Annotated in this window: 17 protein-coding genes and 2 pseudogenes; 2 read left to right on the forward strand and 17 right to left on the reverse strand. The window is 72.4% G+C overall.

Features of this window, described 5'->3' with window-relative positions; genetic code table 11:
• Positions 1-43: 43 nt before the first annotated feature.
• The 5 genes from ilvC to ACIP5W_RS25460 form a co-directional block, all read right to left on the reverse strand.
• On the reverse strand, positions 44-1,042 hold the full coding sequence (ilvC, locus tag ACIP5W_RS25440) for a ketol-acid reductoisomerase (protein WP_401477861.1): 999 nt from the start codon (positions 1,040-1,042) through the stop codon (positions 44-46).
• Positions 1,043-1,158: 116 nt separating this feature from the next.
• A complete protein-coding gene (gene ilvN / locus ACIP5W_RS25445) occupies positions 1,159-1,686 on the reverse strand; it encodes an acetolactate synthase small subunit (protein ID WP_356562102.1) in 528 nt (175 codons plus the stop codon).
• Positions 1,687-1,706: 20 nt separating this feature from the next.
• A complete protein-coding gene (locus ACIP5W_RS25450; protein WP_401477865.1) occupies positions 1,707-3,563 on the reverse strand; it encodes an acetolactate synthase large subunit in 1,857 nt (618 codons plus the stop codon).
• Positions 3,564-3,806: 243 nt separating this feature from the next.
• Positions 3,807-6,830, reverse strand: coding sequence for a putative bifunctional diguanylate cyclase/phosphodiesterase (locus ACIP5W_RS25455; protein ID WP_401477868.1), 3,024 nt, complete (start codon positions 6,828-6,830; stop codon positions 3,807-3,809).
• A gap of 416 nt (positions 6,831-7,246) precedes the next feature.
• Positions 7,247-8,212, reverse strand: a complete 966-nt coding sequence (locus ACIP5W_RS25460; protein ID WP_401477871.1) for a 2-hydroxyacid dehydrogenase — start codon at positions 8,210-8,212, stop codon at positions 7,247-7,249.
• Between the two features lie 76 nt (positions 8,213-8,288).
• On the opposite strand from ACIP5W_RS25460, the gene ACIP5W_RS25465 reads away from it, so the two are divergent.
• The gene (locus ACIP5W_RS25465; RefSeq protein WP_401477874.1) at positions 8,289-9,287 is read left to right on the forward strand and encodes an aldo/keto reductase; all 999 of its coding nucleotides are present in this window, start codon (positions 8,289-8,291) and stop codon (positions 9,285-9,287) included.
• 168 nt (positions 9,288-9,455) lie between these two features.
• Positions 9,456-10,610 (forward strand): PQQ-dependent sugar dehydrogenase, encoded by a 1,155-nt coding sequence (locus tag ACIP5W_RS25470; RefSeq protein ID WP_401478026.1) that lies wholly within the window; start codon positions 9,456-9,458, stop codon positions 10,608-10,610.
• Between the two features lie 142 nt (positions 10,611-10,752).
• Here ACIP5W_RS25470 and ACIP5W_RS25475 read toward each other — a convergent pair.
• From ACIP5W_RS25475 to ligA, 12 genes and pseudogenes are all read right to left on the reverse strand, one after another.
• Positions 10,753-10,971: pseudogene (locus ACIP5W_RS25475) on the reverse strand (hypothetical protein); the annotation flags it as partial.
• Positions 10,886-11,221 (reverse strand): annotated as a pseudogene (locus ACIP5W_RS25480) (LuxR C-terminal-related transcriptional regulator); the annotation flags it as partial. The pseudogenes ACIP5W_RS25480 and ACIP5W_RS25475, both read right to left, overlap by 86 nt.
• Before the next feature lie 69 nt (positions 11,222-11,290).
• A complete protein-coding gene (locus ACIP5W_RS25485; RefSeq protein WP_401477877.1) occupies positions 11,291-11,917 on the reverse strand; it encodes a hypothetical protein in 627 nt (208 codons plus the stop codon).
• Positions 11,918-11,952: 35 nt separating this feature from the next.
• A complete protein-coding gene (locus ACIP5W_RS25490) occupies positions 11,953-12,525 on the reverse strand; it encodes a GNAT family N-acetyltransferase (RefSeq protein ID WP_401477880.1) in 573 nt (190 codons plus the stop codon).
• Positions 12,503-14,731, reverse strand: a complete 2,229-nt coding sequence (locus ACIP5W_RS25495) for an MMPL family transporter (RefSeq protein ID WP_401477883.1) — start codon at positions 14,729-14,731, stop codon at positions 12,503-12,505. Before ACIP5W_RS25495 ends, ACIP5W_RS25490 begins: the two co-directional genes overlap by 23 nt.
• 239 nt (positions 14,732-14,970) lie before the next feature.
• Entirely contained in the window at positions 14,971-15,456 is a 486-nt protein-coding gene (locus ACIP5W_RS25500; RefSeq protein ID WP_401477886.1) for a hypothetical protein, read from the reverse strand.
• Positions 15,457-15,544: 88 nt separating this feature from the next.
• Positions 15,545-17,059 carry an Asp-tRNA(Asn)/Glu-tRNA(Gln) amidotransferase subunit GatB gene (gatB, locus tag ACIP5W_RS25505; protein WP_401477889.1) on the reverse strand — a complete coding sequence of 505 codons (1,515 nt, stop codon included), beginning with the start codon at positions 17,057-17,059 and terminating at the stop codon, positions 15,545-15,547.
• A 15-nt stretch (positions 17,060-17,074) separates the two neighbouring features.
• Complete coding sequence (locus ACIP5W_RS25510) at positions 17,075-17,317, reverse strand: hypothetical protein (RefSeq protein WP_382793859.1); 243 nt, start codon at positions 17,315-17,317, stop codon at positions 17,075-17,077.
• A complete protein-coding gene (gene gatA / locus ACIP5W_RS25515; RefSeq protein ID WP_401477893.1) occupies positions 17,314-18,822 on the reverse strand; it encodes an Asp-tRNA(Asn)/Glu-tRNA(Gln) amidotransferase subunit GatA in 1,509 nt (502 codons plus the stop codon). The genes ACIP5W_RS25510 and gatA overlap by 4 nt, the downstream gene beginning before the upstream one ends.
• Before the next feature lie 5 nt (positions 18,823-18,827).
• Positions 18,828-19,124 carry an Asp-tRNA(Asn)/Glu-tRNA(Gln) amidotransferase subunit GatC gene (gatC, locus tag ACIP5W_RS25520; protein ID WP_018531282.1) on the reverse strand — a complete coding sequence of 99 codons (297 nt, stop codon included), beginning with the start codon at positions 19,122-19,124 and terminating at the stop codon, positions 18,828-18,830.
• Positions 19,125-19,788: 664 nt separating this feature from the next.
• Positions 19,789-22,041: a putative bifunctional diguanylate cyclase/phosphodiesterase gene (locus ACIP5W_RS25525; protein WP_401477896.1), complete on the reverse strand. Its 2,253-nt coding sequence runs from the start codon at positions 22,039-22,041 to the stop codon at positions 19,789-19,791.
• A 267-nt stretch (positions 22,042-22,308) separates the two neighbouring features.
• A complete protein-coding gene (gene ligA, locus ACIP5W_RS25530) occupies positions 22,309-24,504 on the reverse strand; it encodes an NAD-dependent DNA ligase LigA (RefSeq protein ID WP_401477899.1) in 2,196 nt (731 codons plus the stop codon).
• Between the last annotated feature and the right edge of the window lie 10 nt (positions 24,505-24,514).

The following is a 24,514-nucleotide window of genomic DNA, read 5'->3' on the forward strand; positions in this document are numbered from 1 at the left end:
CCGAAGGGGCCGGAGCGATCCGCTCCGGCCCCCGGCGTGAGGCTTACGCCTCCTCGTCGACCCAGCTCATCAGCTTGCGGAGCTGCTTGCCGGTGGTCTCCAGCAGGTGCTCGGAGTCGGCCGTCTTGTACTCGTTGTACTTCTTCAGACCGCCGTGGTACTCGTCCATCCACTGCTGGGCGAAGGTGCCGTCCTGGATCTCGGCGAGGACCTGCTTCATCTCGGCCTTGGTGGCGTCCGTGATGATGCGCGGGCCGGTGACGTAGTCGCCCCACTCGGCGGTCTCGGAGACCGACCAGCGCATCTTCTCCAGGCCGCCCTCGTACATGAGGTCCACGATCAGCTTCAGCTCGTGCAGGCACTCGAAGTAGGCGATCTCCGGCTGGTAGCCGGCCTCGACCAGGGTCTCGAAGCCGGCCTTGACCAGCGCCGAGGTGCCGCCGCACAGCACGGCCTGCTCACCGAACAGGTCGGTCTCGGTCTCCTCGGTGAAGGTGGTCTTGATGACACCGGCGCGGGTACCGCCGATGGCCTTGGCGTACGACAGGGCCAGGGCGAAGGCGCTGCCGGTGGCGTCCTGCTCGACGGCCGCGATCGCGGGGACGCCGCGGCCCTCCTCGTACTGGCGGCGGACCAGGTGACCCGGGCCCTTCGGGGCGACCAGGGCGACGTCCACGCCGGCCGGGGCCTTGATGAAGCCGAAGCGCACGTTGAAGCCGTGCGCGAAGAACAGGGCGTCGCCGTCCTTCAGGTTCGGGGCGATGGACTCCTCGTAGACCTGGGCCTGGATCGGGTCCGGGATCAGGATCATGATGAGGTCGGCCTCGGCGGCGGCCTCCGCCGGGCTCACCACGCGCAGGCCCTGCTCCTCGGCCTTGGCCTTCGACTTGGAGCCCTCGTGCAGACCGACCCGCACGTCCACACCGGAGTCGCGCAGCGACAGGGCGTGGGCGTGGCCCTGGCTGCCGTAGCCGATGACCGCGACCTTGCGGCCCTGGATGATGGACAGGTCGGCGTCGGCGTCGTAGAACAGCTCGGCCACTTTGGGTTCTCTCCTTGGTGTGCAGGTGTTGCGTCCCACCGTATGACGGCGGGGGGAAGGGAAGTTTCGGGGTCTCGGTATACGGGCGGCCGGTGTCGGCCGCCCGTGTTCCGTCGTTACGCCGACCGGTCGAGTGCGCGCAGGGAGCGGTCGGTGATCGAACGGGAGCCGCGGCCGATCGCGATCGTGCCGGACTGGACCAGCTCCTTGATGCCGTACGGTTCCAGCATCTTGAGCATGGCGGAGAGCTTGTCGCTGCCGCCGGTGGCCTCGATGGTCACGGCTTCCGGGGAGACGTCCACGGTCTTGGCGCGGAACAGCTGGACGATCTCGACGATCTGCGAGCGCGTCTCGTTGTCGGCACGCACCTTCACCAGGACGAGTTCGCGCTGGACGGCCGATCCGGGTTCCAGCTCGACGATCTTCAGCACGTTGACGAGCTTGTTGAGCTGCTTGGTGACCTGTTCGAGCGGCAGTTCCTCGATCACGTTCACCACGATGGTGATGCGCGAGATCTCGGGGTGCTCGGTGACGCCGACCGCGAGCGAGTCGATGTTGAAGCCGCGGCGGGAGAACAGGGCGGCGATCCGGGCGAGGATGCCGGGCGTGTTCTCCACCAGGACGGAGAGCGTGTGCTTGGACATGTCTCTTGGGTCTTCCTCGCTCAGTCGTCTTCGTTGTCGCCGAAGTCGGGGCGGACGTCCCGTGCGGCCATGATCTCGTCGTTGGAGGTGCCGGCGGCGACCATCGGCCACACCATCGCGTCCTCGTGGACGATGAAGTCCACGACGACCGGGCGGTCGTTGATCGAGTTCGCCTCCTCGATGACCTTGTCCAGGTCGTCCAGGGACTCGCAGCGGATGGCGTGGCAGCCCATGGCCTCCGACAGCTTCACGAAGTCGGGGACGCGGGTGCCGGCGTTCGGCGCCGCGGCGCCGTCCGCGTCCGGGCCGCTGTGCAGCACGGTGTTGGAGTAGCGCTGGTTGTAGAAGAGGGTCTGCCACTGGCGGACCATCCCGAGGGCGCCGTTGTTGATGATGGCGACCTTGATCGGGATGTTGTTCAGGGCGCAGGTGGTCAGTTCCTGATTGGTCATCTGGAAGCAGCCGTCGCCGTCGATCGCCCAGACGGTCTTCGAGGGGACGCCCGCCTTGGCGCCCATCGCGGCCGGGACCGCGTAGCCCATCGTCCCGGCGCCGCCGGAGTTCAGCCAGGTGGCGGGCTTGTCGTACTTGATGAAGTGCGCGGCCCACATCTGGTGCTGGCCGACGCCCGCCGCGAACACCGTGCCCTCGGGCGCGAGCTGCCCGATGCGCTCGATGACCTGCTGGGGGGAGAGCGAGCCGTCCGCGGGCTGGTCGTAGCCCAGCGGGTAGGTCTCGCGCCAGCGGCTCAGGTCCTTCCACCAGGCGCTGTAGTCGCCCGGACCGGTCTCGGTGTGCTCCTTCTGCACGGCCTGGATCAGGTCGGCGAGGACCTCGCGGGCGTCGCCCACGATCGGCACGTCGGCGGCGCGGTTCTTGCCGATCTCGGCCGGGTCGATGTCCGCGTGCACGATCTTGGCGTACGGCGCGAAGCTGTCGAGCCTGCCGGTGACGCGGTCGTCGAAGCGGGCCCCGAGGGCGACGATCAGGTCGGCCTTCTGCAGTCCGGTGACGGCGGCCACCGAGCCGTGCATGCCGGGCATGCCCAGGTGCTGCGGGTGGGTGTCGGGGAACGCGCCCAGCGCCATCAGGGTGGTGGTGACGGGCGCGCCGGTCAGCTCGGCGAGGACCTTCAGCTCGGCGGTCGCACCGGCCTTGAGGACACCGCCGCCGACGTAGAGGACCGGCCGCTTGGCGGCGGTGATCAGCTTGGCGGCCTCGCGGATCTGCTTGGCGTGCGGCTTGGTCACCGGGCGGTAGCCGGGCAGGTCCATGGTGGGCGGCCAGGAGAAGGTGGTCTTCGCCTGGAGGGCGTCCTTGGCGATGTCGACCAGGACCGGGCCGGGGCGGCCGGTGGAGGCGATGTGGAACGCCTGCGCGATGATCCGCGGGATGTCCTCGGCCTTGGTGACGAGGAAGTTGTGCTTGGTGATCGGCATGGTGATGCCGACGATGTCCGCCTCCTGGAAGGCGTCCGTGCCGATCGCCTTGGACGCGACCTGGCCGGTGATCGCGACCAGCGGCACCGAGTCCATGTGCGCGTCGGCGATCGGGGTGACCAGGTTGGTGGCGCCGGGGCCGGAGGTCGCCATGCAGACGCCGACCTTGCCGGTGGCCTGCGCGTAGCCGGTGGCGGCGTGGCCCGCGCCCTGCTCGTGACGGACCAGGACGTGCCGGACCCTGGTCGAGTCCATCAGCGGGTCGTAGGCGGGAAGGATCGCACCGCCGGGAATGCCGAATACCGTGTCGGCGCCGACCTCCTCGAGAGAACGGATGAGGGACTGCGCACCCGTCACGTGCTCGACGGACGCGGAGTGCTGTCCTCCGGATCGGGGCCGCGGCTGCGGGTGATGGGCCCCGGTGGCCTGCTCGGTCATCGGCATTCTCTTCTCGATGCTGAGGGTTTTTGCGAGGTTCGTGCGGTGTCGGACTGCTGGACGACAGGTGCTGGTGCAACAAAAAACCCCTCGTGCCAAAAGGCAAGCGAGGGGAGCGCGCCGGTGTGGTCGCTGGGGATTCCGGATCGTCCTCCGGTGGTTCCCAGCTCAGCCGACGCGCTGTCCAAGTACGAGAATTCGGGTGCGCATGGCATTGACCCTCCCCCCGGCACGCACCGACTGTCAAGTGGGTGGGACGGGGGTCTCATTATGTGAACGGAGGGTCGTGCCACCACCGAGGCCGCCGCCTCCCAGGACCGCCGGCACACCCCCGGTGCACACCCCCGCGCCGCCCCCGGCGAACGCGGGCTCGGCGGGCCCGTGCGGCAGCGGACAGCTGCCCCGGCCGAGCGCCCTGCGCAGCCGGTACTCGTCGAGCGGCCCGGCGAACGCCATGCCCTGCCCGTGTGTGCAGCCCATCGCGCGCAGGGCGACGACCTGCTCGGGCAGGTCCACGCCCTCGGCCACGGACTGGAGCCCCAGGTCGCCGGCGATCCGCAGCAGCCCACTGGTGATCTTGTGCAGCCGCGCGGACTCCACGACCCCCTCGACCAGGGCGCGGTCGAGTTTCAGTATGTCCACGGGGAGCCGACGCAGGGCCGTTATGGCCACGCCGCCGCCGAAGCCGTCCAGCGCGATCCGGACACCGAGGCGCCTGAGCGCGGCGAGCCGGCGCTCCAGCTCGTCCAGTGCCACTGCGGCATCGATGTCGGACAGCTCTATCACCAGCGCCCCGGACGGCAGCCCGTGCCGGGTGAGCAGCGCCTCGACGGACCCCGGCGGCAGCGAGCGGTCCAGCAGCCGCCGGGCACCCACCTGGATCACCACCGGTACGTTCAGCCCGCTCGCGGTGCGGTCGGCGGCCTGCTCGACGGCCTGCTCCAGCACCCAGCGGCCCAGCTCGGCGGTCCGGTCGCCCTCGTCCGCCACCCGGAGGAACTCGGCGGGGGTGAACAGCACGCCCTGGGAGGACCGCCATCGGGGCTGCGCCGCGACCGACGAGATCCGGCCGTCCTCCAGCCGCACCACGGGCTGGTGCAGCAGCGCGAACTCGCCGTCGTGCAACGCGGCCCGCAACCGCGTCGCCAGCGCCGCCTTCCGTACGACGTCCTGCTGCATCTGCGGCTTGTACAGCTCGACCCGGCCCTTGCCGGCCGCCTTGGCCCGGTACATCGCGAGGTCGGCGTTGCGCAGCAGTTCGCCGGCGCCGAACCCGGCCTCGGCGAAGGCCACCCCGATGGAGGCGGCGACCCGCACCTCGTTGCCGTCGATCAGATAGGGCTGGGAGAGCGTGATCCGCAGCCGGTCGGCGAGTTCCAGTATGTGGCCCTCGCGGGCGCCGCGGTCGCGGGTGCCGTCGCCGACGATCAGGGCGGCGAACTCGTCACCGCCGAGCCGGGAGGCGGTGTCCCCCTGCCGGACGGCTTCCTGGAGCCTGCGGGCGGCCTGGACGAGGAGTTCGTCGCCGGCCTGGTGGCCGATGGTGTCGTTGACGGCCTTGAAGCCGTCGAGGTCGATGAAGAGGACCGCGGTGTTGCGCAGGGCGGTGCCCCGGTCGGAGCTGCGGCGGCCGGAGAGCGCCTGCTGCACGCGCCGGGTGAACAGGGAGCGGTTGGGCAGGTCGGTGAGCGGGTCGTGCTCGGCGTTGTGCTGGAGCTGGGCCTGGAGGCGCACCCGCTCGGTCACGTCCCGGCTGTTGAAGATCAGGCCGCCGTAATGCCGGTTGACGGTGGACTCGACGTTCAGCCAGCCCCCGTCGCCGGAGCGGAAACGGCACTCGATGCGGGTGGTGGGTTCCTCCTGGGGGCTGGCGGCCAGGAAGCGGCGCACCTCGTGCACCACGCACCCCAGGTCCTCCGGGTGGATGAGGTCGGCCAGCTCGGTGCCCACCAGGTCCTCGGCGGAGCGTCCGTAGACACCGGCGGCGGCCGGGGAGACGTAGCGCAGCACACCGCTGGGGGCGGCGATCATGATGACGTCGCTGGAGCCCTGCACCAGGGAGCGGAAGTGGTTCTCCTTCTGGGCCAGTTCCTGGGTGAGGGTGATGTTGTCGAGCAGCATGATGCCCTGGCGCACCACGAGGGCCAGCACCACGGCGCCGCCGGTGAGGAGGACGACCCGGTCGACGCTGCGGCCGTTGAGGACGTTGTAGAGGATCCCCAGGGTGCAGACGGCGGCGGCGAGATAGGGCGTGAGGGCGGCGAGGGAGCCGGTGATGGGGCGGGTGCCCGGAAAGCGGCTCGGGTCGGCTCCCCGCGCGGGGGTCCGCACGGGCGGCCGGGGCGGCCGGCCGGCCGTGCGCTGTCCGGGCAGGTGCTCGTGCACCACGCGCGTGTGCCCCGCGGCCCTCGCCCGGTGGTGCCGGCCGGCGGCCCAGGGGGCGTAGGCGAGGAGCAGGGAGCCGGCGAACCAGCCGGCGTCGAGGAGCTGGCCCGAGCGGTAGTTGTTGTGCATCAGCGGGGAGGTGAACAGGGCGTCGCACATCACGGTCAGCGCGAGGGCGCTGACGGCGGTGTTGACCGGCGTGCGGTTCACGGGTGAGCGCCGGAAGTGCAGCACGAGCACCATGCTGACCAGGGCGATGTCGAGCAGCGGATACGCCAGGGTGAGCGCGGCGTGCGCCACGCCGGGTCCGTCGAGTTCCGCGGCCTGGGCGAGCGCGAGGCTCCAGGAGAGGGTGAGCAGCGAGCCGGCGATCAGCCAGGCGTCGAGCGCGAGGCAGACCCAGCCGGCCTTGGTCACGGGCCGGGCGGCGAGCACCAGCAGGCCCACGATCGCGGGCGGCGCGAAGCACAGGAAGAACACGTCGGCGTAGCTGGGGCTGGGCACGGGACGCTCCAGGACGACCTCGTACCACCCCCAGACCAGATTGCCCAGAGCCGCCATGGCCGACGAGAACGAGAACAGCAGCCAGGCCGGGCGCAGGCGGACGCGGCGGGTGCGCGCGTAGAGGAAGCAGGACACGGAGGCGGCGGCCGCCGCCGCGGACAGTCCGAAGTCGCCCATGATGAGCGCGGCGCGGTCGGAGCCCCAGCCGAGCGCGGAACCGACGGCGTATCCCGCGCAGATCAGGGCCAGCAGGAGTTGGTGGACGGTGTTCGAGCCGGGGCTGCCGGGGGACGGCGGCCTGGCGGGCGGCGTTCCCTTCGGGGCCTGCGTCCGCGGCGCTCCGTCGAGGAGGGTCGTGGAGGTCGGTGGCGAACTCACCGGGGCCTCCCGGTCCGTGCCGCTCCCGCGTCCCGCACGCCCCGGTGCGCCGGGTGCGCGTGATCGCGGCGGCCGCTGTGCCCGCGGCGGTGACGACCGCCGTGCCGACTTCGGTGACCGGTGGGGCCATCGCCCGCGCGCCTGGCCGTGCAACAGGGTCGTCGGCGGCGGCTCCGCCGCGTCGGGTCGTTCGTCCATAGGCCGTGCATCGCCCGTCGCCCCCCTCACAGTCTGAGATGTCCAACCCCGGCGCCGAACGGTGCGCGGCGCAGCCCCTGTCGGGACGATACACCAGGATCGTCACTCAGGGACATAGCTTCTCTACGCTCAGTGACGACCAGCGACTGTGCCCGTACGGAACGCGTCCGGGGGACTGCGGAGGGTGCCCGGAACGCGTCGCGTGCGGGCCGTGGTCCTCATGCCTGGTCGGCGGCGCCCGTCGTGAGGATCACGTTGCGCAGGGGCTCCCGGTTCACGAATCGGCCCAACTGGTCGGCCAGCAGCCGCTTGGCGCGCGGCAGGAAGGCGGAGGTGGGCCCGCCGACGTGCGGGCTGATCAGGACGCCGGGCGCCTGCCACAACGGGTGGCCCGGGGGCAGGGGTTCGGGGTCGGTGACGTCCAGGGCGGCGGTGAGCCGGCCGCTCTCCAGCTCGGTGAGCAGGGCCTCGGTGTCGACGACCGCGCCGCGGGCGACGTTGACGAGCAGCGCGCCGTCCTTCATCCGGGCGAGGAAGTCGGCGTTCACCAGACCGCGCGTGGTCTCGGTCAGGGGCGTGGAGAGGATGACGACGTCCGCCTCGGGCAGCAGTGCGGGCAGTTCGGTGAATGGGCGCACGGGGCCGCGCTCCGTAGCGCGCGCGGAGCGCGCGACGCGCGCCACCCGCGCGACCTCGAACGGCACGAGCCGGTCCTCGATCGCCGAGCCGATCGCGCCGTACCCGACGACGAGGACGTTCCGGTCGGCGAGCGCGGGGTGGAACTCGCCCTGCCAGTGGCCCTGTTCCTGGGCGCGCACGAACTTCGGGATGCCTCGCAGGGAGGCCAGCGTGAGGGTGAGCGCCAGCTCGGCGGTGCTCGCCTCGTGCACCCCGCGCGCGTTGCACAACCGCACGCCGGGCGGGAGGTCGGCCAGGCTCTCGGTGACGTCGTCGACGCCGGCGGTGAGCGTCTGGACGACCCGGACCCGGCGCAGCTCCGCCAGCGGACGCACCTTCACGGACTGCCGCTTCATGTAGGGCACCACGTAGAAGACGCAGTCGGCGGGGTCGCCGGGGAACTGCTGCTCTCCGTCGGGGCCCCCGTCCCAGAAGAGGGGGTTGAGCCCCTCGGGGAGTCCTTCGATCTCGTCCGGCGGGATGGGCAGCCACACGTCAGCAGTCATGGTCAGGAGGCTATGTCAGGCACGCGCGCGTGCAGAGGTTAGGTTGGTGGGCCGGGCGAGGGAGGGTCACGAGCAGGTGGAGCGCAGGACGATCGGCGCGGCGGCGCTCGCGGTGGGGGCCGTCGGACTCGGGTGCATGCCGATGAGCTGGGGGTACAGCGGGTCGCGGCAGCGGGGCGACGAGTCGCTGCGGGCGTTGCACCGGGCGCTGGACCTGGGTGTCTCCCTGCTGGACACCGCCGACATGTACGGGCCGTTCACCAACGAGCTTCTGCTGGGGCGGGTGTTGAAGGAGCGGCGCGGGGACGCGTTCGTGTCGACGAAGGTGGGGCTGCTGGTCGGCGACCAGCACATCGTGGCCAACGGCCGCCCCGGGTACGTGAGACGGGCGTGCGACGCGTCTCTGCGGCGGCTCCAGACGGACGTCATCGACCTCTACCAGTTGCACCGTGCCGATCCCGAGGTCCCGGTCGAGGAGACCTGGGGCGCGATGTCCGACCTGGTCCGGGCGGGCAAGGTGCGGGCGTTGGGGCTGTGCGCGGTGGGCGCGCGCGGCGGGCGCCGTGCGGGCGGCCGGCTGTACGACGCGACGATCCGGCAGCTGCTGCGGGTGCAGCAGGTCTTCCCGGTGAGCGCGGTGGAGGCGGAGCTGTCGGTGTGGTCCGCGGAGGCACTGGACGCGCTGCTGCCGTGGTGCGAGTCGCGCGGCATCGGCTTCCTCGCGGCCATGCCCCTGGGGAATGGTTTCCTCACCGGCACGCTGACCCCCGGCGAGGGCTTCGAACGAGACGACATGCGGGCCCGGCACCCCCGGTTCACCGCCGAGATGACGGCCGCGAACCAGCCGATCGTCGCCGGTCTGCGCCGGGTGGCGGCCCGGCACGGCGAGGACGTGACGGCCGCGCAGGTGGCGCTGGCCTGGGTGCTGGCGCAGGGTCGGCACGTGGTGCCGGTACCGGGGGCCAAGCAGGAACGGTGGGTGGCGCAGAACGCGGGCTCGGCCCGGCTGCGGCTGACCGGGCGGGACCTGGCCGAGGTGGCGGCGCTGCCGGCGGCCCGGGGCTCGTGGGACTGAGGCCGTGACGCCTGCCGCGGAGCGGGCGGGGTCGCGCGCGAGCCGGGAGCTCACAGGAGGCGGGGGCGCCGCCGCGTCGGGTTCCGGGGATCGGGAACCCGTGGGGCGTGGGCGGTGTATGACAAGGAGAACCTGCCGCTGGACCGCCGCGTCGAAGGGACCAAGATCGTGCAACGTCGCGCAGTGACGGCCGTAGTGGCCGCGAGTGTGCTCCTGCTGACGGCGGGCTGCTCCTCGGACGACGGAGGGTCCCCGAGGGCCGCCCCGAGCCCGTCCGCGAGCCCCTCGGCCGCCGGCTCCTCACCGGCGGCCGAGGAGACCCCGCCCGCGAAGGGCACGGTCGAGGTGGTGCGTACCGTCACCGAGGGCCTCGACACCCCCTGGGGCCTCGCGCCGCTCCCCGAGGGCGGCCTGCTCGTGGCCTCCCGCGACCGGGGGACGATCACCCTGGTCGACACGGACGGCGGCGGGAAGACCGAGCTGGGCGAGGTACCGGGCGTCTCGGCGGCCGGCGAGGGCGGCCTGCTCGGCATCGCCCTCTCCCCGGACTACGCCTCGGACCACATGGTCTACGCCTACTTCACCTCGGCGTCCGACAACCGCGTCGTGCGCATGCTGTACGACGCCGACCGGCCCGCCGGCGACCAGCTGGGCGCGCCGGACACGGTGTTCCGGGGCATCCCCAAGGGCATGATCCACAACGGCGGACGCATCGCCTTCGGCCCGGACCGGATGCTGTACGTGGGCACCGGCGAGAGCGGACAGCAGGGTCTGTCCCAGGACAAGGACTCCCTGGGCGGCAAGATCCTGCGGCTGACCCCGGAGGGCGAGCCGGCCACGGGCAACCCCTTCCCCGACTCCCCGGTGTACTCGTACGGCCACCGCAATGTGCAGGGCCTCGCCTGGGACGCGAAGCAGCGCCTGTTCGCCGCCGAGTTCGGCCAGAACACCTGGGACGAGCTGAACGCGATCGTGCCGGGCGGCAACTACGGCTGGCCGGAGGCCGAGGGCAAGGCCGGCGACGCGAAGTACCGCGACCCGGTGGCCCAGTGGAGCACCGACGACGCCTCGCCCAGCGGTGTCGCCTACGCCGAGGGCTCGATGTGGCTGGCGGGTCTGCGCGGGCAGCGCCTGTGGCGCGTCCCGCTGAAGGGCACGGCGGCGTCGGCCGCCCCGCAGGCGTTCCTGGAGGGTGAGTACGGCAGGCTGCGGACCGTGGTGGCGGCGGGCGGCGACAAGCTGTGGGTGACGACCAGCAACACCGACGGCCGGGGCACGCCGGAGAAGGGCGACGACCGGATCCTGGAGCTGAAGGTGAGCTGAGGCGTACGGGCGCCGGGAAACCCCGCTCTCGGCCGCGGGGCTCCTCCGTCGGGGCCGCGCCCGCCTCGTCCGCGGGATCGGGCGGTCGCACGACGACCTTTCCGGACGCGAGGTCCATCGGCCCGTGTCCGGGGGCGGCGTCGCCGACGTCCTGCCTGGTCGGCTCCAGGCGGTTCCGCTCGTCGCGGGTGTGCCCCGCACCCGGCCGGGTGCGAACAGTTCCCCGAACATGGTGGAAAGGGCGCCTCCCCTGCCGGTTCGCGCCGGCGTACGCCTCACCTCGCGGGCGGCGCCTGGAGGGCGTCGGCCGAAAAGAGTTCCAGCCGGTGCGCCACCGCCGCCTCGCCCCGTCCGGAGACACCGAGCTTGGCCAGGATGTTGGAGATGTGCACGCTCGCCGTCTTCGGGGAGATGAAGAGTTCCTCGGCGATCTGCCGGTTGGTGCGGCCGGCCGAGACCAGGCGCAGGACGTCGCGCTCCCGGCCGGTGAGGCCGAGCGCCTCGACGGGGTCGGTGGCGGCCGGGGCCAGGCGGGGACCGGGAGTGAGGGGCAGCCGGGCGAGCCGGCCGACGGCTTCGCCGAGCGGGCGGGCGCCGAGGTGGGCCGCGAGAAGGGGCCTTTGGTACGGCCGTAAGGTGCTTACCCGCCGTTCCCGAGGCCCCTCGTGAACCGTGCCGGCTCAACCGGCGGACGGCAGTCCGAGCAGGGCGTCGGTGTACTTGAGGACGGCCAGGAGCAGGCCGATCACGCCCAGCGTGACGCCCGCCCAGGCGACGGACTTGATCCAGGGGGCCTGCACCCTGCCGGGGGCTCCGAAGGCGGGCCGGGCCAGCACCACGACGCCGGTGACGAGCGCGGCCAGCGCGAACAGGCCGGCCCACAGGGCGGTGGTCTGCCAGGCGTCGCCGTAGACGGCCTGGACCTGCTGGGCGACGCTCGCGGTCGACGACGTCTCCAGCTGGCCGACCAGGGTCTGGCGCGCGGAGGCGACGGTCCCGATCCAGCCGCCGCTGAGCGACACCAGGCCGAGCGCGGCGGAGACGACGGCGCCGGCGCCCAGGCCGACGGCCGGGCGGCTCTCCTCGACGACGGCGCCGTCCTCGCTCTCCTCGCGGGCCCCGCCGTCGTCGCCGCCGCCGTCGTCGCCGTCGTCGCTGTCCCGCACGGCGTCGGCGTCCTCGGAGGCCGGCGTCACCTCGTCCTTCGCGTCGGCCCTGGTGACGTCCACCGTCTCCTCGTCGCGCTTCGTCCCGGCGGCCTCGGCGCCCGTGCCGGCAGCGGCCTCGTCAACTGTCCTGGTTCCCATGCCCCGCACCGTACGGACGCTTTCTGAGACGTTCCTTAATGATCGCTGTGAGCGGCACGCGCGCGTGCGGCCCGCCACTCGTGGGCCAGCACGGACCACACTTCCAGGTCGTGGCGCACCCCACGGTGGGGGTAGGCCTCGCGGCGCACGCCGTCGCGGGTGAATCCGAGCCGCCGGGCGACGTTGAGGCTGGGCGCGTTGCCCGCGGAGGCGACCCACTCGACGCGGTGGATGCCGCGCTGTTCGACGGCGTGGTCGATGAGCACCCGCATCGCGCGCGTGACGAGGCCGCGCCCGGTTCCGGCGGGCTCGAGCCAGCAGCCGACCTCGCAGTTCGCCTGCCCGGCGTCGAAGTTCAGGAAGAGCACGCCGCCGACCAGCTCGCCCGCCAGCCAGATGCCGTGCAGCGAACCGGTGTCGGCGGCGCGCATGTCGGCGTACCGCTGGAGCACCTCGCGCGCCCCGGGCACGTCGGTGGCCTTGGCGGCGAACGGGATGTACTGGTTGATGAAGTCCCGCCCGCGCTCCAGGTGCGTCAGGAACTCCTCGTCGTGCCAGGGCTCCAGGGGGCGCAGTTCGGCCCCGTCATCCAGTGGTATCGCGTACATCCGGCTGTCGCTCCCTCTCCAGTTCCGCCACGGCCTCGGTGAGCCTCTCATGGGCGGCCCGGCACTCGGGAGGCTCGATGCTGATCCGCGGCAGCCGTCGGTCGAGCCAGCGGGGCAGCCACCAGTTGGCGGCGCCGAGCAGGTGCATCAGCGCGGGCACGAGGAGGGTGCGCAGGACGAACGCGTCGAGGGCGACGGCGGCGGCCAGCGCGATGCCGAACATGGCGATCACCCGGTCGCCGCTGAGGACGAAGGCGAGGAAGACGGAGATCATGATGATCGCGGCGGAGTTGATCACCCGGCTGGTCTCGGCGAGCCCGACGCGCACGGCCCGCCGGTTGTCGCCGGTCTCCAGCCACTCCTCGTACATCCGGCTGACCAGGAAGACCTGGTAGTCCATGGAGAGTCCGAAGAGCACCGAGACCATGATCACGGGGAGGAAGGGCTCGATCGGTCCGGCCCGGCCCAGGCCCAGCGCCTCGCTCCCCCAGCCCCACTGGAAGACCATGACGACGACACCGAAGGCGGCGGCGACGGCGGCCACGTTCATCACGGCGGCCTTGACCGGGATGCCGACGGAGCGGAAGGCGAGCAGGAGCAGCAGACAGCCGAGGCCGACGACGACACCGACGAACAGCGGCAGCTTGCCGACGATGACCTCGGCGAAGTCGTCGTAGCCGGCGGTCACCCCGCCCACCTGCACGTCGAGGGAGGTGCCCGCCTCGGCCCGCGGCAGCACCTCGCCGCGCAGCAGGTCGACCAGGTCGCTGGTCCGCCCCGACTGCGGCGAGGACTCCGGTACGACGGTGAGGTACGCGGTGTCTCCGCCCGCCCCGTAGGTCACCGGGGTCACGGCCGCCACGCCCTCGGTGCCGCGCAGGGTGGCGTCGAGGTTGTCCAGGGCGAGCCGGTCCTCGGCGCCGGCGACGCGGGTGACCAGGGTCAGCGGGCCGTTGACACCGGGGCCGAAGCCTTCGGAGAGGAGGTCGTAGGCCTGGCGGGTGGTGGTGGACTCGGGGCGGTTTCCCTGGTCGGAGGTGCCGAGGCGGAGGGAGAGCGTGGGCAGGGCGAGCCCGGCGATCACGGTGAGGGCCAGCGCGCCGAGCAGCTTGGGCCGACGCTCCACGAACGCCGACCAGCGGGCGGCGAAGCCGGTCGGCAGCTCGGGCTCGGGCCCGTGTTCGGTGAGACGGCGCCGTTCGCGGCGGCTGAGGGCGCGCGGGCCGATGAAGGACAGCAGGGCGGGCAGCAGGGTGACGGAGGCGGCGACCGTCAGGACGACGGTGAGGGAGGCGGCGATCGCCACGCCGTTGAGGAAGTCCAGGCGCAGGATCAGCATGCCGAGCAGTGCGATGCACACGGTCGCACCCGCGAAGACGACGGCCCGTCCGGTGGTCGCGACGGCGTTCGCGGCGGCCTCGGCGACCGGCAGCCCGCGTTTGAGGCCGCGCCGGTGCCGGGTGACGATGAACAGCGCGTAGTCGATGCCGACACCGAGGCCGACGAGCATGCCCAGCATGGGCGCGAAGTCGGCGACGGTCATGGCGTGCCCCAGCAGCACGATCCCCGCGTAGGCGGTGCCGACGCCGACCAGGGCGGTGGCGATGGGCAGCAGCGAGGCGGCGAGCGAGCCGAAGGCGAGGAACAGCACGACGGCGGCGACGGCCACGCCGACGACCTCGGCGAGGTGCCCGCCGGAGGACTCGGTGAGCGCGACGGCGCTGCCGCCCAGCTCCACCCGGAGCCCCTCCGTCCGCGCGGACGCGGCGGTGTCGACGACCGCCCGCGCCTCGTCCCGGTCGATGTCCTCGGCGCTGTCCTCGAAGGTGACGGTGGCGTACGCGGTGCGGCCGTCGCCGCTGATCCGGTCGGCGCCCCGGTCGTCGTAGGGGCCGGCGACGGAGGCGACGCCGGGGAGGTCCGCGATCCTCGCGAGGGTGCGGGTCATGGTCTGTTCGACGGCGGCGGCGCGGACGGTGCCCGAGTCGGTGTGCCAGACGACGGTGTCGCTGTCACCGCCGAGGCCGGGGAAACCCTCCGCGAGCAGCCGGGCGGCCCGGCCGGACTCGGTGCCGGGGACGTCGTAGTCGTTGGAGTACGACGATCCCGTGATCACGGCGGCGCCGGCCGTCCCGCCGAGGGCGAGGAGCCAGAGCAGGACCGCGACGAGGCGCCGCCGGACACACCATTGTGCAAGGGCTGCCACGAAACGTGCTCCCGGGGACTATGAGGATCTTTGACCGGGAACATCCGCACACGAAAGGAACAGCCCGCAAAGAACGCATGAGCAAAGTGAGGTCACTCTTGCAGGCGCAGATGATCGTTTGAGCGGTTCGTGGGCTTATTCACAGCGGCCCGAGAAATATCACAGGCAGGCAGCGGCACACTCCGGCGCACGCCCGCCGTCCGGCGAGGTCCCGCGGACCCGGCCGGTACCGCGCCCCGTCAGTCCGACCGGTCGCCGACGGCCATCACCATCACCCCGACGATCAGCAGCCACAGCGCGCGCCGGGTGCGGCCGCGGGAGCCCAGCAGCGCGGCGAGCGCGCACACGGCGGCGCCCAGGGCGTAGGCGGCGGGGACCAGGGCCGGGGCGGAGCCGGTGAGGCGCAGGAGGGCCGCGGCGAACCCGGCGAGGGTGAGCAGGGCGCCGGTGCCGGCCGCCGTCCAGCGGGCCCGCCGGGCGTCCTCACCGGCGTACTCGTCGTCGTGCTCGTCGTACTCGTCGTCGTGCTCGTCGTCTCGCTCGTCGTACTCGTCGTCTCGCTCGTCGTGCTCGTCGTGCCCGTCGTCGTGCTCCCGGGGGTCGGGACCGTCCACGCCGGTGCCCTCGGCGAGCGGGTCGGGACGGAGCATGTCGTCCGTGCCGTGCACCTCGGTCGCGTCGGTCCGTATGCCGTCCCGGGTGTCGGAGTCGGTACGTCCACTCATGGCGGGCGAGCGTAGCGCCTCGGTCCCGGAGACGGAGAAGGGGGATGCGCCGAGGTCGGCGCATCCCCCTGGGTGCCGGGGTCCGGGCTCAGCCCTCGCTGACGCCCAGCTTCTCCAGGATCAGCTCCTTGACGCGGGCCGCGTCGGCCTGGCCGCGCGTGGCCTTCATGACCGCGCCGACCAGGGCACCGGCCGCGGCCACCTTGCCGCCGCGGATCTTGTCGGCGACGCCCGGGTTGCCGGCGATGGCCTCGTCGACCGCCGTGCCGAGCGCCGAGTCGTCGGAGACGACCTTCAGCCCGCGCTTGTCGACGACCTCGTCCGGGGTGCCCTCGCCCGCGAGGACGCCCTCGATGACCTGACGGGCCAGCTTGTCGTTCAGGTCGCCCCTGCTCACCAGTTCGGCGACGCGGGCGACCTGCTCGGGCGTGATGGCCAGTTCGTCCAGCGCCGTGCCGGACTCGTTGGCGCTGCGCGCCAGTTCGCCCATCCACCACTTGCGGGCGGAGGCGGCGTCGGCACCGGCGTCGATGGTGGCGACGATCAGGTCCAGCGCACCGGCGTTGAGGATGGCCTGCATGTCCGTAGCCGAGATGCCCCACTCCGCCACCAGGCGGTTGCGGCGGACCAGCGGCAGTTCGGGCAGACCGGCGCGGATCTCCTCGACCCACTCGCGCGAGGGGGCCACCGGCACCAGGTCCGGCTCCGGGAAGTACCGGTAGTCCTCGGCCTCCTCCTTCACGCGGCCCGAGGTCGTCGACCCGGTGTCCTCGTGGAAGTGCCGGGTCTCCTGCACGATCGTCCCGCCGCCGCCCAGTACGGCGGCGTGCCGCTGGATCTCGAAGCGGGCCGCGCGTTCCACGGACCGCAGCGAGTTGACGTTCTTCGTCTCCGAGCGGGTGCCGAACTTCTCGGTGCCGTGCGGGCGCAGCGACAGGTTCACGTCGCAGCGCATCTGGCCCATCTCCATGCGGGCCTCGGAGACGCCGAGCGCCTTGATGACCTCGCGCAGCTCACGGACGTAGGCCTTGGCCACCTCGGGGGCACGCTCCCCGGCGCCCTCGATCGGCTTGGTGACGATCTCGATGAGCGGGATGCCGGCACGGTTGTAGTCCAGCAGGGAGTGGGACGCGCCGTGGATGCGGCCGGTCGCGCCGCCCACGTGGGTCGACTTGCCGGTGTCCTCCTCCATGTGGGCGCGCTCGATCTCCACCCGGAAGGTCTCGCCGTCCTCCAGCTGCACGTCGAGGTAGCCGTTGAAGGCGATCGGCTCGTCGTACTGGGAGGTCTGGAAGTTCTTCGGCATGTCCGGATAGAAGTAGTTCTTCCGGGCGAAACGGCACCACTCGGCGATCTCGCAGTTCAGCGCGAGACCGATCTTGATCGCGGACTCGACGCCGGTCGCGTTGACGACGGGGAGCGCGCCGGGCAGACCGAGGCAGACCGGGCAGGTCTGCGAGTTGGGCTCGGCACCCAGCTCGGTCGAACAGCCGCAGAACATCTTGGTCTTGGTGCCGAGTTCGACATGGACCTCGAGGCCCATGACGGGGTCGTAGGACGCCAGTGCGTCCTCGTACGACACCAGGTCGGTCGTGGTGGTCACGGTGAAACTTCCCTCTCAGCCCAGCAGGACGTCGTCGTCGCCCAGCCGCTTCAGCTCGCGGTAGAGAATGGCCAGGTTGGTGACGACCGCCGCGCCGGTCACGACGGCGTCCAGCAACCGCAGCGTGTCGCTGTCGGTCCGGGCCTTCCTGATCTGCTTGACGACGCCGATCGCGCCGAAGGCCGACGTGGCCATCGAGACGTAGAGACCGGACTTGGACTTCTTGAAGCCCTTGGCCTTGGACAGGGTCTTGCTCACAGCGACGGAGCCTCCTCGAGCAGCGGGTGCCCCCACCTTTCCACGAAGGCGGCCTCGACGGCGGCGCCGACCTTGTACAGCCTGTCGTCCTTCAGCGCCGGGGCGATGATCTGGAGGCCGACGGGGAGGTTGTCCTCGGGGGCGAGACCGCAGGGCAGCGACATGGCCGCGTTGCCCGCCAGGTTGGTGGGGATGGTGCACAGGTCGGCCAGGTACATCGCCATCGGGTCGTCGGCGCGCTCGCCGATCGGGAAGGCGGTGGTGGGCGTGGTCGGCGAGACGATCACGTCGACCTGCTCGAAGGCCTTCTCGAAGTCGCGCGTGATGAGCGTGCGGACCTTCTGGGCCGAGCCGTAGTAGGCGTCGTAGTAGCCGCTCGACAGGGCGTACGTGCCGAGCATGATGCGGCGCTTGACCTCGGGGCCGAAGCCCGCCTCACGGGTGAGGGAGGTCACGTCCTCGGCGGAGCGCGTGCCGTCGTCGCCGGTGCGCACGCCGTAGCGCAGGCCGTCGAAGCGGGCCAGGTTGGAGGAGCACTCGGAGGGCGCGATCAGGTAGTACGCCGACAGGGCCAGGTCGAAGGACGGGCAGTCCAGCTCGACGATCTCGGCGCCCAGTTCCTTCAGCAGCGCGACGGACTCGTCGAACCGCTGGATGACGCCGGCCTGGTAGCCCTCGCCGCGGAACTGCTTGACGACGCCGACGCGCATCCCCGCCACGCTGCCGTTGCGGGCGGCCTCGACGACCGGCGGGACGGGTGCGTCGATCGACGTCGAGTCCAGCGGGTCGTGCCCGGCAATCACCTCGTGCAGCAGGGCCGCGTCCAGGACCGTGCGGGCGCAGGGCCCGCCCTGGTCGAGGGAGGAGGAGAAGGCGACCATGCCGAAACGGGACACCGCGCCGTACGTCGGCTTCACGCCGACCGTGCCGGTGACGGCGGCCGGCTGGCGGATGGAGCCGCCGGTGTCGGTGCCGATGGCGAGGGGGGCCTCGTAGGAGGCGAGGGCGGCGGAGGAACCGCCGCCGGAGCCGCCGGGGATGCGGGTGAGGTCCCAGGGGTTGCCGGTGGGGCCGAACGCGCTGTTCTCCGTCGAGGACCCCATGGCGAACTCGTCCATGTTGGTCTTGCCGAGGATCACCACGTCGGCGGCCTTCAGCCGCTTGGTGAGCGTCGCGTCGTACGGCGGGATCCAGCCCTCGAGGATCTTCGAGCCGACGGTCGTCGGGATGCCCTCGGTGGTGAAGATGTCCTTGAGCGCCAGGGGAACGCCGGCGAGCGGGCCGAGCTTCTCGCCGCGGGCCCGCTTCTCGTCGACGGCGCGGGCCTGGGCCAGCGCGCCCTCGCGGTCGACGTGCAGGAAGGCGTGCACCTTCTCGTCGACGGCCTCGATGCGGGCCAGGTGGGCCTCGGTGACCTCGACGGCCGTGAGGTCGCCGGAGGCGATCCTCGCGGCGATCTCGGCCGCGGTGAGCTTGATGCAGTGTTCGATGTTTTTGGCCGTCATTGCGGTTAGTCCTCCCCCAGGATCTGCGGCACCTTGAAACGCTGCTGCTCCTGGGCCGGGGCGCCGGAGAGCGCCTGCTCGGGGGTGAGCGACGGACGGACCTCGTCCGCGCGCATGACGTTGGTCAGCGGGAGCGGGTGCGAGGTCGGCGGTACGTCTTGGTCGGCGACCTCGCTGACGCGGGCGACCGCGCCGATGATGTCGTCCAGCTGTCCCGCGAAGTGGTCGAGCTCTTCGGGCTTCAGCTCCAGACGCGCCAGCCGGGCGAGGTGGGCGACCTCCTCGCGCGTGATGCCAGGCATGCAGCGTTCCTCTGGGTGAGTGAGTGTGCTTCGGGCCCCAATCCTATGGGGCGGCGGCGCGTCCCCGTTAAACGGTTCGCCGGGCGGCCCTCGTCGCGGCGGCCGTCGCGGGCCCCGCCGCGCGGGAAACGGCCGGTGCGCGGGGCCCGGACGGCGAGGACCCCGGCCCGCTGACGCAGACCTGCCGGGCCGGCCTCCACGGCCTCACCACCCTGATGCGCAGCGGTCGCCTCCCGGAGGGAGCCCACGAACAGAGGCTCCGGCTGCTGACCGACCACTTCGCGGCGGGCACGGCCCGGGACTGCGGCCCGGGGCGGACCGGAGCGGCACGGGGCCGGGATCCGGGCGGCGGGATCACGGAGGCCGGCAGCAGTCGGCGGGGCGAGGGGGGACGGAGGCCGACGGGCGGCCGGGGTTCGGCCGGGCGAGGGGTGACCGGTGCCGAGGGTCAGCCGACGGTCTACCGGGACCCGGCCGGGATTCGGCCGGGCGAGGCCGCGGAGGCCGGGACTCGGCCGGGAAGGGCGTCGCGGAGGCCTGGCGGAACGGGACGCGGACGGGCCGGCGGCTGAGCGCGCCGGCGGCCGGGCGGGGACGCCGGCGGCGGGACGTCACGGCCGGAGCGGGCCGCCCCTCGATCGGCCGGAGGGACAAGCCGGTGGGATCACTCCTCGGACGCCGCGGGCAACGCCGCCGCCGCGGGCCGCTGCCAGCCCCGCGACCCGCGGGCCCGCAGCCACGCCGTGGTCTCCTCAGGCGGCATCGCCGCCGCGACCAGCCATCCCTGCACAGCGTCGCAGCCGAGGTCGCGCAGCCGCTCCCACGTCTCGTCGTCCTCGACGCCCTCCGCGACCACGAGCAGCCCGAGGGAATGCGCGAGGTCGACCGTGCAGCGCACGATCTCCGCGTCCTCGGTGTCCACCGCCAGCCGGGCCACGAAGGACCGGTCGATCTTCAGCTCGCTCACGGGCAGGCGCCGTAGATGGACCAGTGAGGAGTAGCCGGTGCCGAAGTCGTCGAGGGACATCTTCACGCCGTGTCCGGTGAGCGCGTTGAGGGTGTCGGCGGCGCGCTGCGGGTCCTCCAGGAGGACGTGTTCCGTGATCTCGAGCTGGAGCGCCGCCGCGGGCACCCCGTGCCGCGCGAGCCGCGCCGCGACGGAGCCGGCGAAGCCGGGGGTGTGCACGTCGCGCGGGGAGACGTTGACCGCGACGGGCACGTGCAGGCCCTGGGCCCGCCACCGGGCGACCTGGGCGAGGGCCGTGTCCAGCACGTACTCGGTGAGGCGGGGCATCAGCCCGGAGGACTCGGCGATCGCGATGAACTCGTCCGGCGGCACCTTCCCCCGCTCGGGGTGGACCCACCGCACCAGCGCCTCGAGTCCGGCGACCTGTCCGTCGAAGCGGACCTTGGGCTGGTAGTGGAGCTGGACCTCGTGCGCGTCGAGCGCGCGGCGCAGGTCGCCCAGCAGGCCGAGCCGGTCGGGTGTGTTGGAGTCGCGCTTGGACTCGTAGACCTCGACGCCCGTACGGTCCCGTTTGGCCTGGTACATCGCCACGTCCGCCCGCCGCAGCAGCCCTTCCGCGTCGAGTGCGTGGTCGGGGAAGACGGCGACTCCGGCGCTGGCCTCCAGGACGAGGGTGAGCCCGTCGAGGTCGAGCGGTGAGCCGAGGTCGGCGACGAGTCCGCGGGCGACGCGGGTCGCGGAGGTCGTGGAGTCGGCGACGGGCAGTAAGACGGCGAACTCGTCGCCGCCGAGCCGCGCGACCTCGGCCCCGCGCGGGAGGGCGAGGCGGAGCCGGTCGGCTATCTGGAGCAGCAGCCGGTCCCCGGCGAGATGGCCGAGCGTGTCGTTGACCGACCGGAACCGGTCGAGGTCGATCAGCATGAGCGCCGCGCGGGCGCCGATGCGTTCGGCGTCGTCGAGGGCGGTCCAGATCCGCTCCCCGAGCCACTGCCGGTTGGGCAGTCCGGTGAGCGGGTCGCGCAACTGCTCCTCGGCGCGGGCGCGGGCCATCCACAGTGTGGAGTCGAGGGCGATGAGCGGGATGGCGAACAGCGGCAGCAGGACCGGCTCGGCCACGGCGACGACGCACACCAGCGGGGCTATGCCCAGCAGGGCGACGGCGACCAGGCCCTGTCTGAGCAGGGCCGTGCGGACGGCGGTGGGCAGGCTGCTGGCGCGGGGGTTGTGCAGGTACCAGAGCAGGACGCGGGTGACGGCGAGGTAGGCGACGGCGACCAGCATCACCTGGGGCGCGGTGTAGAGCGTCCAGGTGTCGGGGGTCCAGGGCCGCTCGACGGACGGCACCCGCCCGCACGCGGCCAGCAGCAGGGCGCCCGCGCCGATGCCGAGGATGTCCACCGCGCCGTGCAGTGTGCCCTGCCGCCAGCGGTGGCGGCGGGCTATGCCGACCAGGACGACGACGGTGAGGCTGACCAGACCGGCGGGCAGCCAGCCGTAGAGCAGCAGGACGGCGAGGGTGAGGGCGGCTCCGGAGCCGGTGCCGCCCCACCAGCGGGCCCGGCCGAGCAGGACGAGGTGGCCGACGACGACGCCGGTCAGCACGGCCAGCGACCAGCCGACGGTGCCGGACGGGAACAGCGCGTGGCTGCTGGTGAAGGCCCGGTAGAAGGCGGCGCCGAGGGCGAATCCGGCAACCGCGACGACGGCCGCCGGGAGCGCGGGCCAGGACAGGTGCCGTTCCGCGTCGGCGCCGTACGGTCCGGAGGGGCCGGTGCCGGGCGGGAACGGGGCGGGGGCGCGCAGGTCCGTCCGGGTGAGCGGGTCGCCGGCGCGGGCCGGTTCACCCGGGGGCCGCTCTGACCACGCCACCCACCGGCTGCCCCACCAGGCGTCGGTGACCCGGCGCCGGGGCAGCCCAGTGTCCGGGGCGGCGCTCTCGGTCGGTTCCATTCCCGTCCCTCTCACAGCCGGCGGTGCCCACGCCACGCGGTCCGCTGCCCGACGGCCTTTCGCGGGCGCCGCGTTGGAAGACCCTTGCCCCCGCTCGTCAGGAGCGGGGTGATGCCCCGACCCCGGCGGGGCACGGCGGGCGCACTTCTCAACAGTAGGCCGCGGAGGGCCCGCACGGGCAGCGGTCGTCGACGGTTGCCCGAATGCGCCCCCGGCACCCGTAAGCATCCGGTATGCGCCGATCGGGTGGTCTTCGGCCGCCGGTTTTCACGACCCGTCGGCGGGCAGGGCGACTTCGGCGGCCGCCTCCGGCCCCTGTTCGAGCAGGACCGTGAAGCCGTCCTCGTCCAGCACCGGAACCTTGAGCTGCATCGCCTTGTCGTACTTCGATCCGGGGCTGTCACCCACAACGACGAACGAGGTCTTCTTCGACACCGATCCGGTCACCTTCGCCCCGCGGCTCTGGAGGGCGTCCTTGGCGCCGTCCCGGGTGAAGTGCTCCAGGGTGCCGGTGACCACGACGGTGAGGCCCTCCAGCGGACGCGGACCCTCGTCCTCGCCGGAGCCCTCCTCCTCCATGCGGACGCCGGCGGCCTTCCACTTGCGGAGGATCTCGCGGTGCCAGTCCTCGGCGAACCACTCCTTGAGGGAGGCCGCGATGATCGGGCCGACGCCGTCGGTGCCGGCCAGCTCCTCCTCGGTCGCCTGCTCGATGCGGTCGACGGAGCGGAACTCGCGGGCCAGCGCCTCGGCCGCGACCGGACCCACGTGCCGGATGGACAGGCCGGTGAGGACGCGGGCCAGCGGGCGCTCCTTGGCGGCCGCGATGGTGTCCAGCATCGCGAGCGCGTTCTTCTTCGGCTCGCCCTGCTGGTTGGCGAAGACGGTGGCGATCTTCTCCTCGCCGGTCTTCGGGTCCCGCTTGGGCAGACCGCTGTCCTGGTCGAGGACGTACGCCTTGATCGGCAGCAACTGCTCGATGGTGAGGTCGAACAGATCGCCCTCGTCGGCGAGCGGCGGTTCCCCGGGCTCCAGCGGCTTGGTGAGGGCCGCGGCGGCGACGTACCCGAAGTGGTCGATGTCCAGGGCCTTGCGGCCCGCGAGGTAGAAGAGCCGTTCGCGCAACTGGGCGGGACACGCACGGGCGTTGGGGCACCGCAGGTCGACGTCGGTCTCCTTCATCGGCCGCAGCGGTGTGCCGCACTCGGGGCACTCGGACGGCATCACGAACTCGCGCTCGCTGCCGTCCCGCAGGTCGGCGACCGGTCCGAGGATCTCCGGAATGACGTCACCCGCCTTGCGCAGCACCACGGTGTCGCCGATGAGGACGCCCTTGGCCTTGACGACGTCCTGGTTGTGCAGGGTCGCGAACTCGACCTCGGAACCGGCCACGGTCACCGGCTCGACCTGCGCGTACGGCGTGACGCGGCCGGTGCGGCCCACGCCCACCCGGATGTTGAGGAGCTTGGTGTTGACCTCCTCAGGCGCGTACTTGTAGGCGATCGCCCAGCGCGGCGCACGGGCCGTGGAACCGAGCCGCCCCTGGAGCCGGATCTCGTCGAGCTTGACGACGACACCGTCGATCTCGTGCTCCACGGAGTGCCGGTTCTCGCCGTAGTACGCGATGAACTCCCGTACGCCGTCGAGGCCGTCGACCACCTTGTTGTGCCGGGAGGTGGGCAGACCCCAGGACTTGAGGAGGTCGTACGCCTCGGAGAGGCGGGCGAGGCCCTCGTACCCCTCCAGGGCGCCGATGCCGTGGACCACCATGTGCAGGGGGCGGCCCGCGGTGACGCGCGGGTCCTTCTGGCGCAGGGAACCGGCCGCCGCGTTGCGCGGGTTGGCGAAGGGCTTGTCGCCGGCCTCGACCAGACGGGCGTTCAGCTCCTCGAACTTCTCCATCGGGAAGTAGACCTCGCCGCGGATCTCGACGAGGGACGGGACACCGTCGCCGGTCAGCCGGTCGGGGATGTCCGCGATGGTGCGCACGTTGGGCGTGATGTCCTCGCCCGTGCGGCCGTCGCCGCGGGTGGCCGCGCGGGTGAGCCGCCCGTTCTCGTACGTCAGGTTGACGGCGAGGCCGTCGACCTTCAGCTCGCACAGGAAGTGGTGGGCGGAGGCGCCGACGTCCTTGTGGACGCGCTCGGCCCAGGCGGCCAGCTCCAGGTCGTCGAAGGCGTTGTCCAGCGAGAGCATGCGCTCGCGGTGCTGGACGGCGGTGAACTCCGTCTCGTACGCGCCCGAGACCTTCTGGGTGGGCGAGTCGGGGGTGCGCAGCTCGGGGTACCGCTCCTCCACCGCCTCCAGGGAGCGCAGCAGGCGGTCGAACTCCGCGTCGCTGATGACGGGGGCGTCCTTCACGTAGTACCGGAAGCGGTGCTCCTCGATCTGCTCAGCGAGCTGCGCGTGCTGCTCCCGTGCCTCCGTGGGCACCGTCGTCTCCGCTTGCCTGTCGCCGGCCACCGTGTCGTCC

The organism is Streptomyces sp. NPDC088766 (assembly GCF_044750845.1).
Classification (GTDB): domain Bacteria; phylum Actinomycetota; class Actinomycetes; order Streptomycetales; family Streptomycetaceae; genus Streptomyces.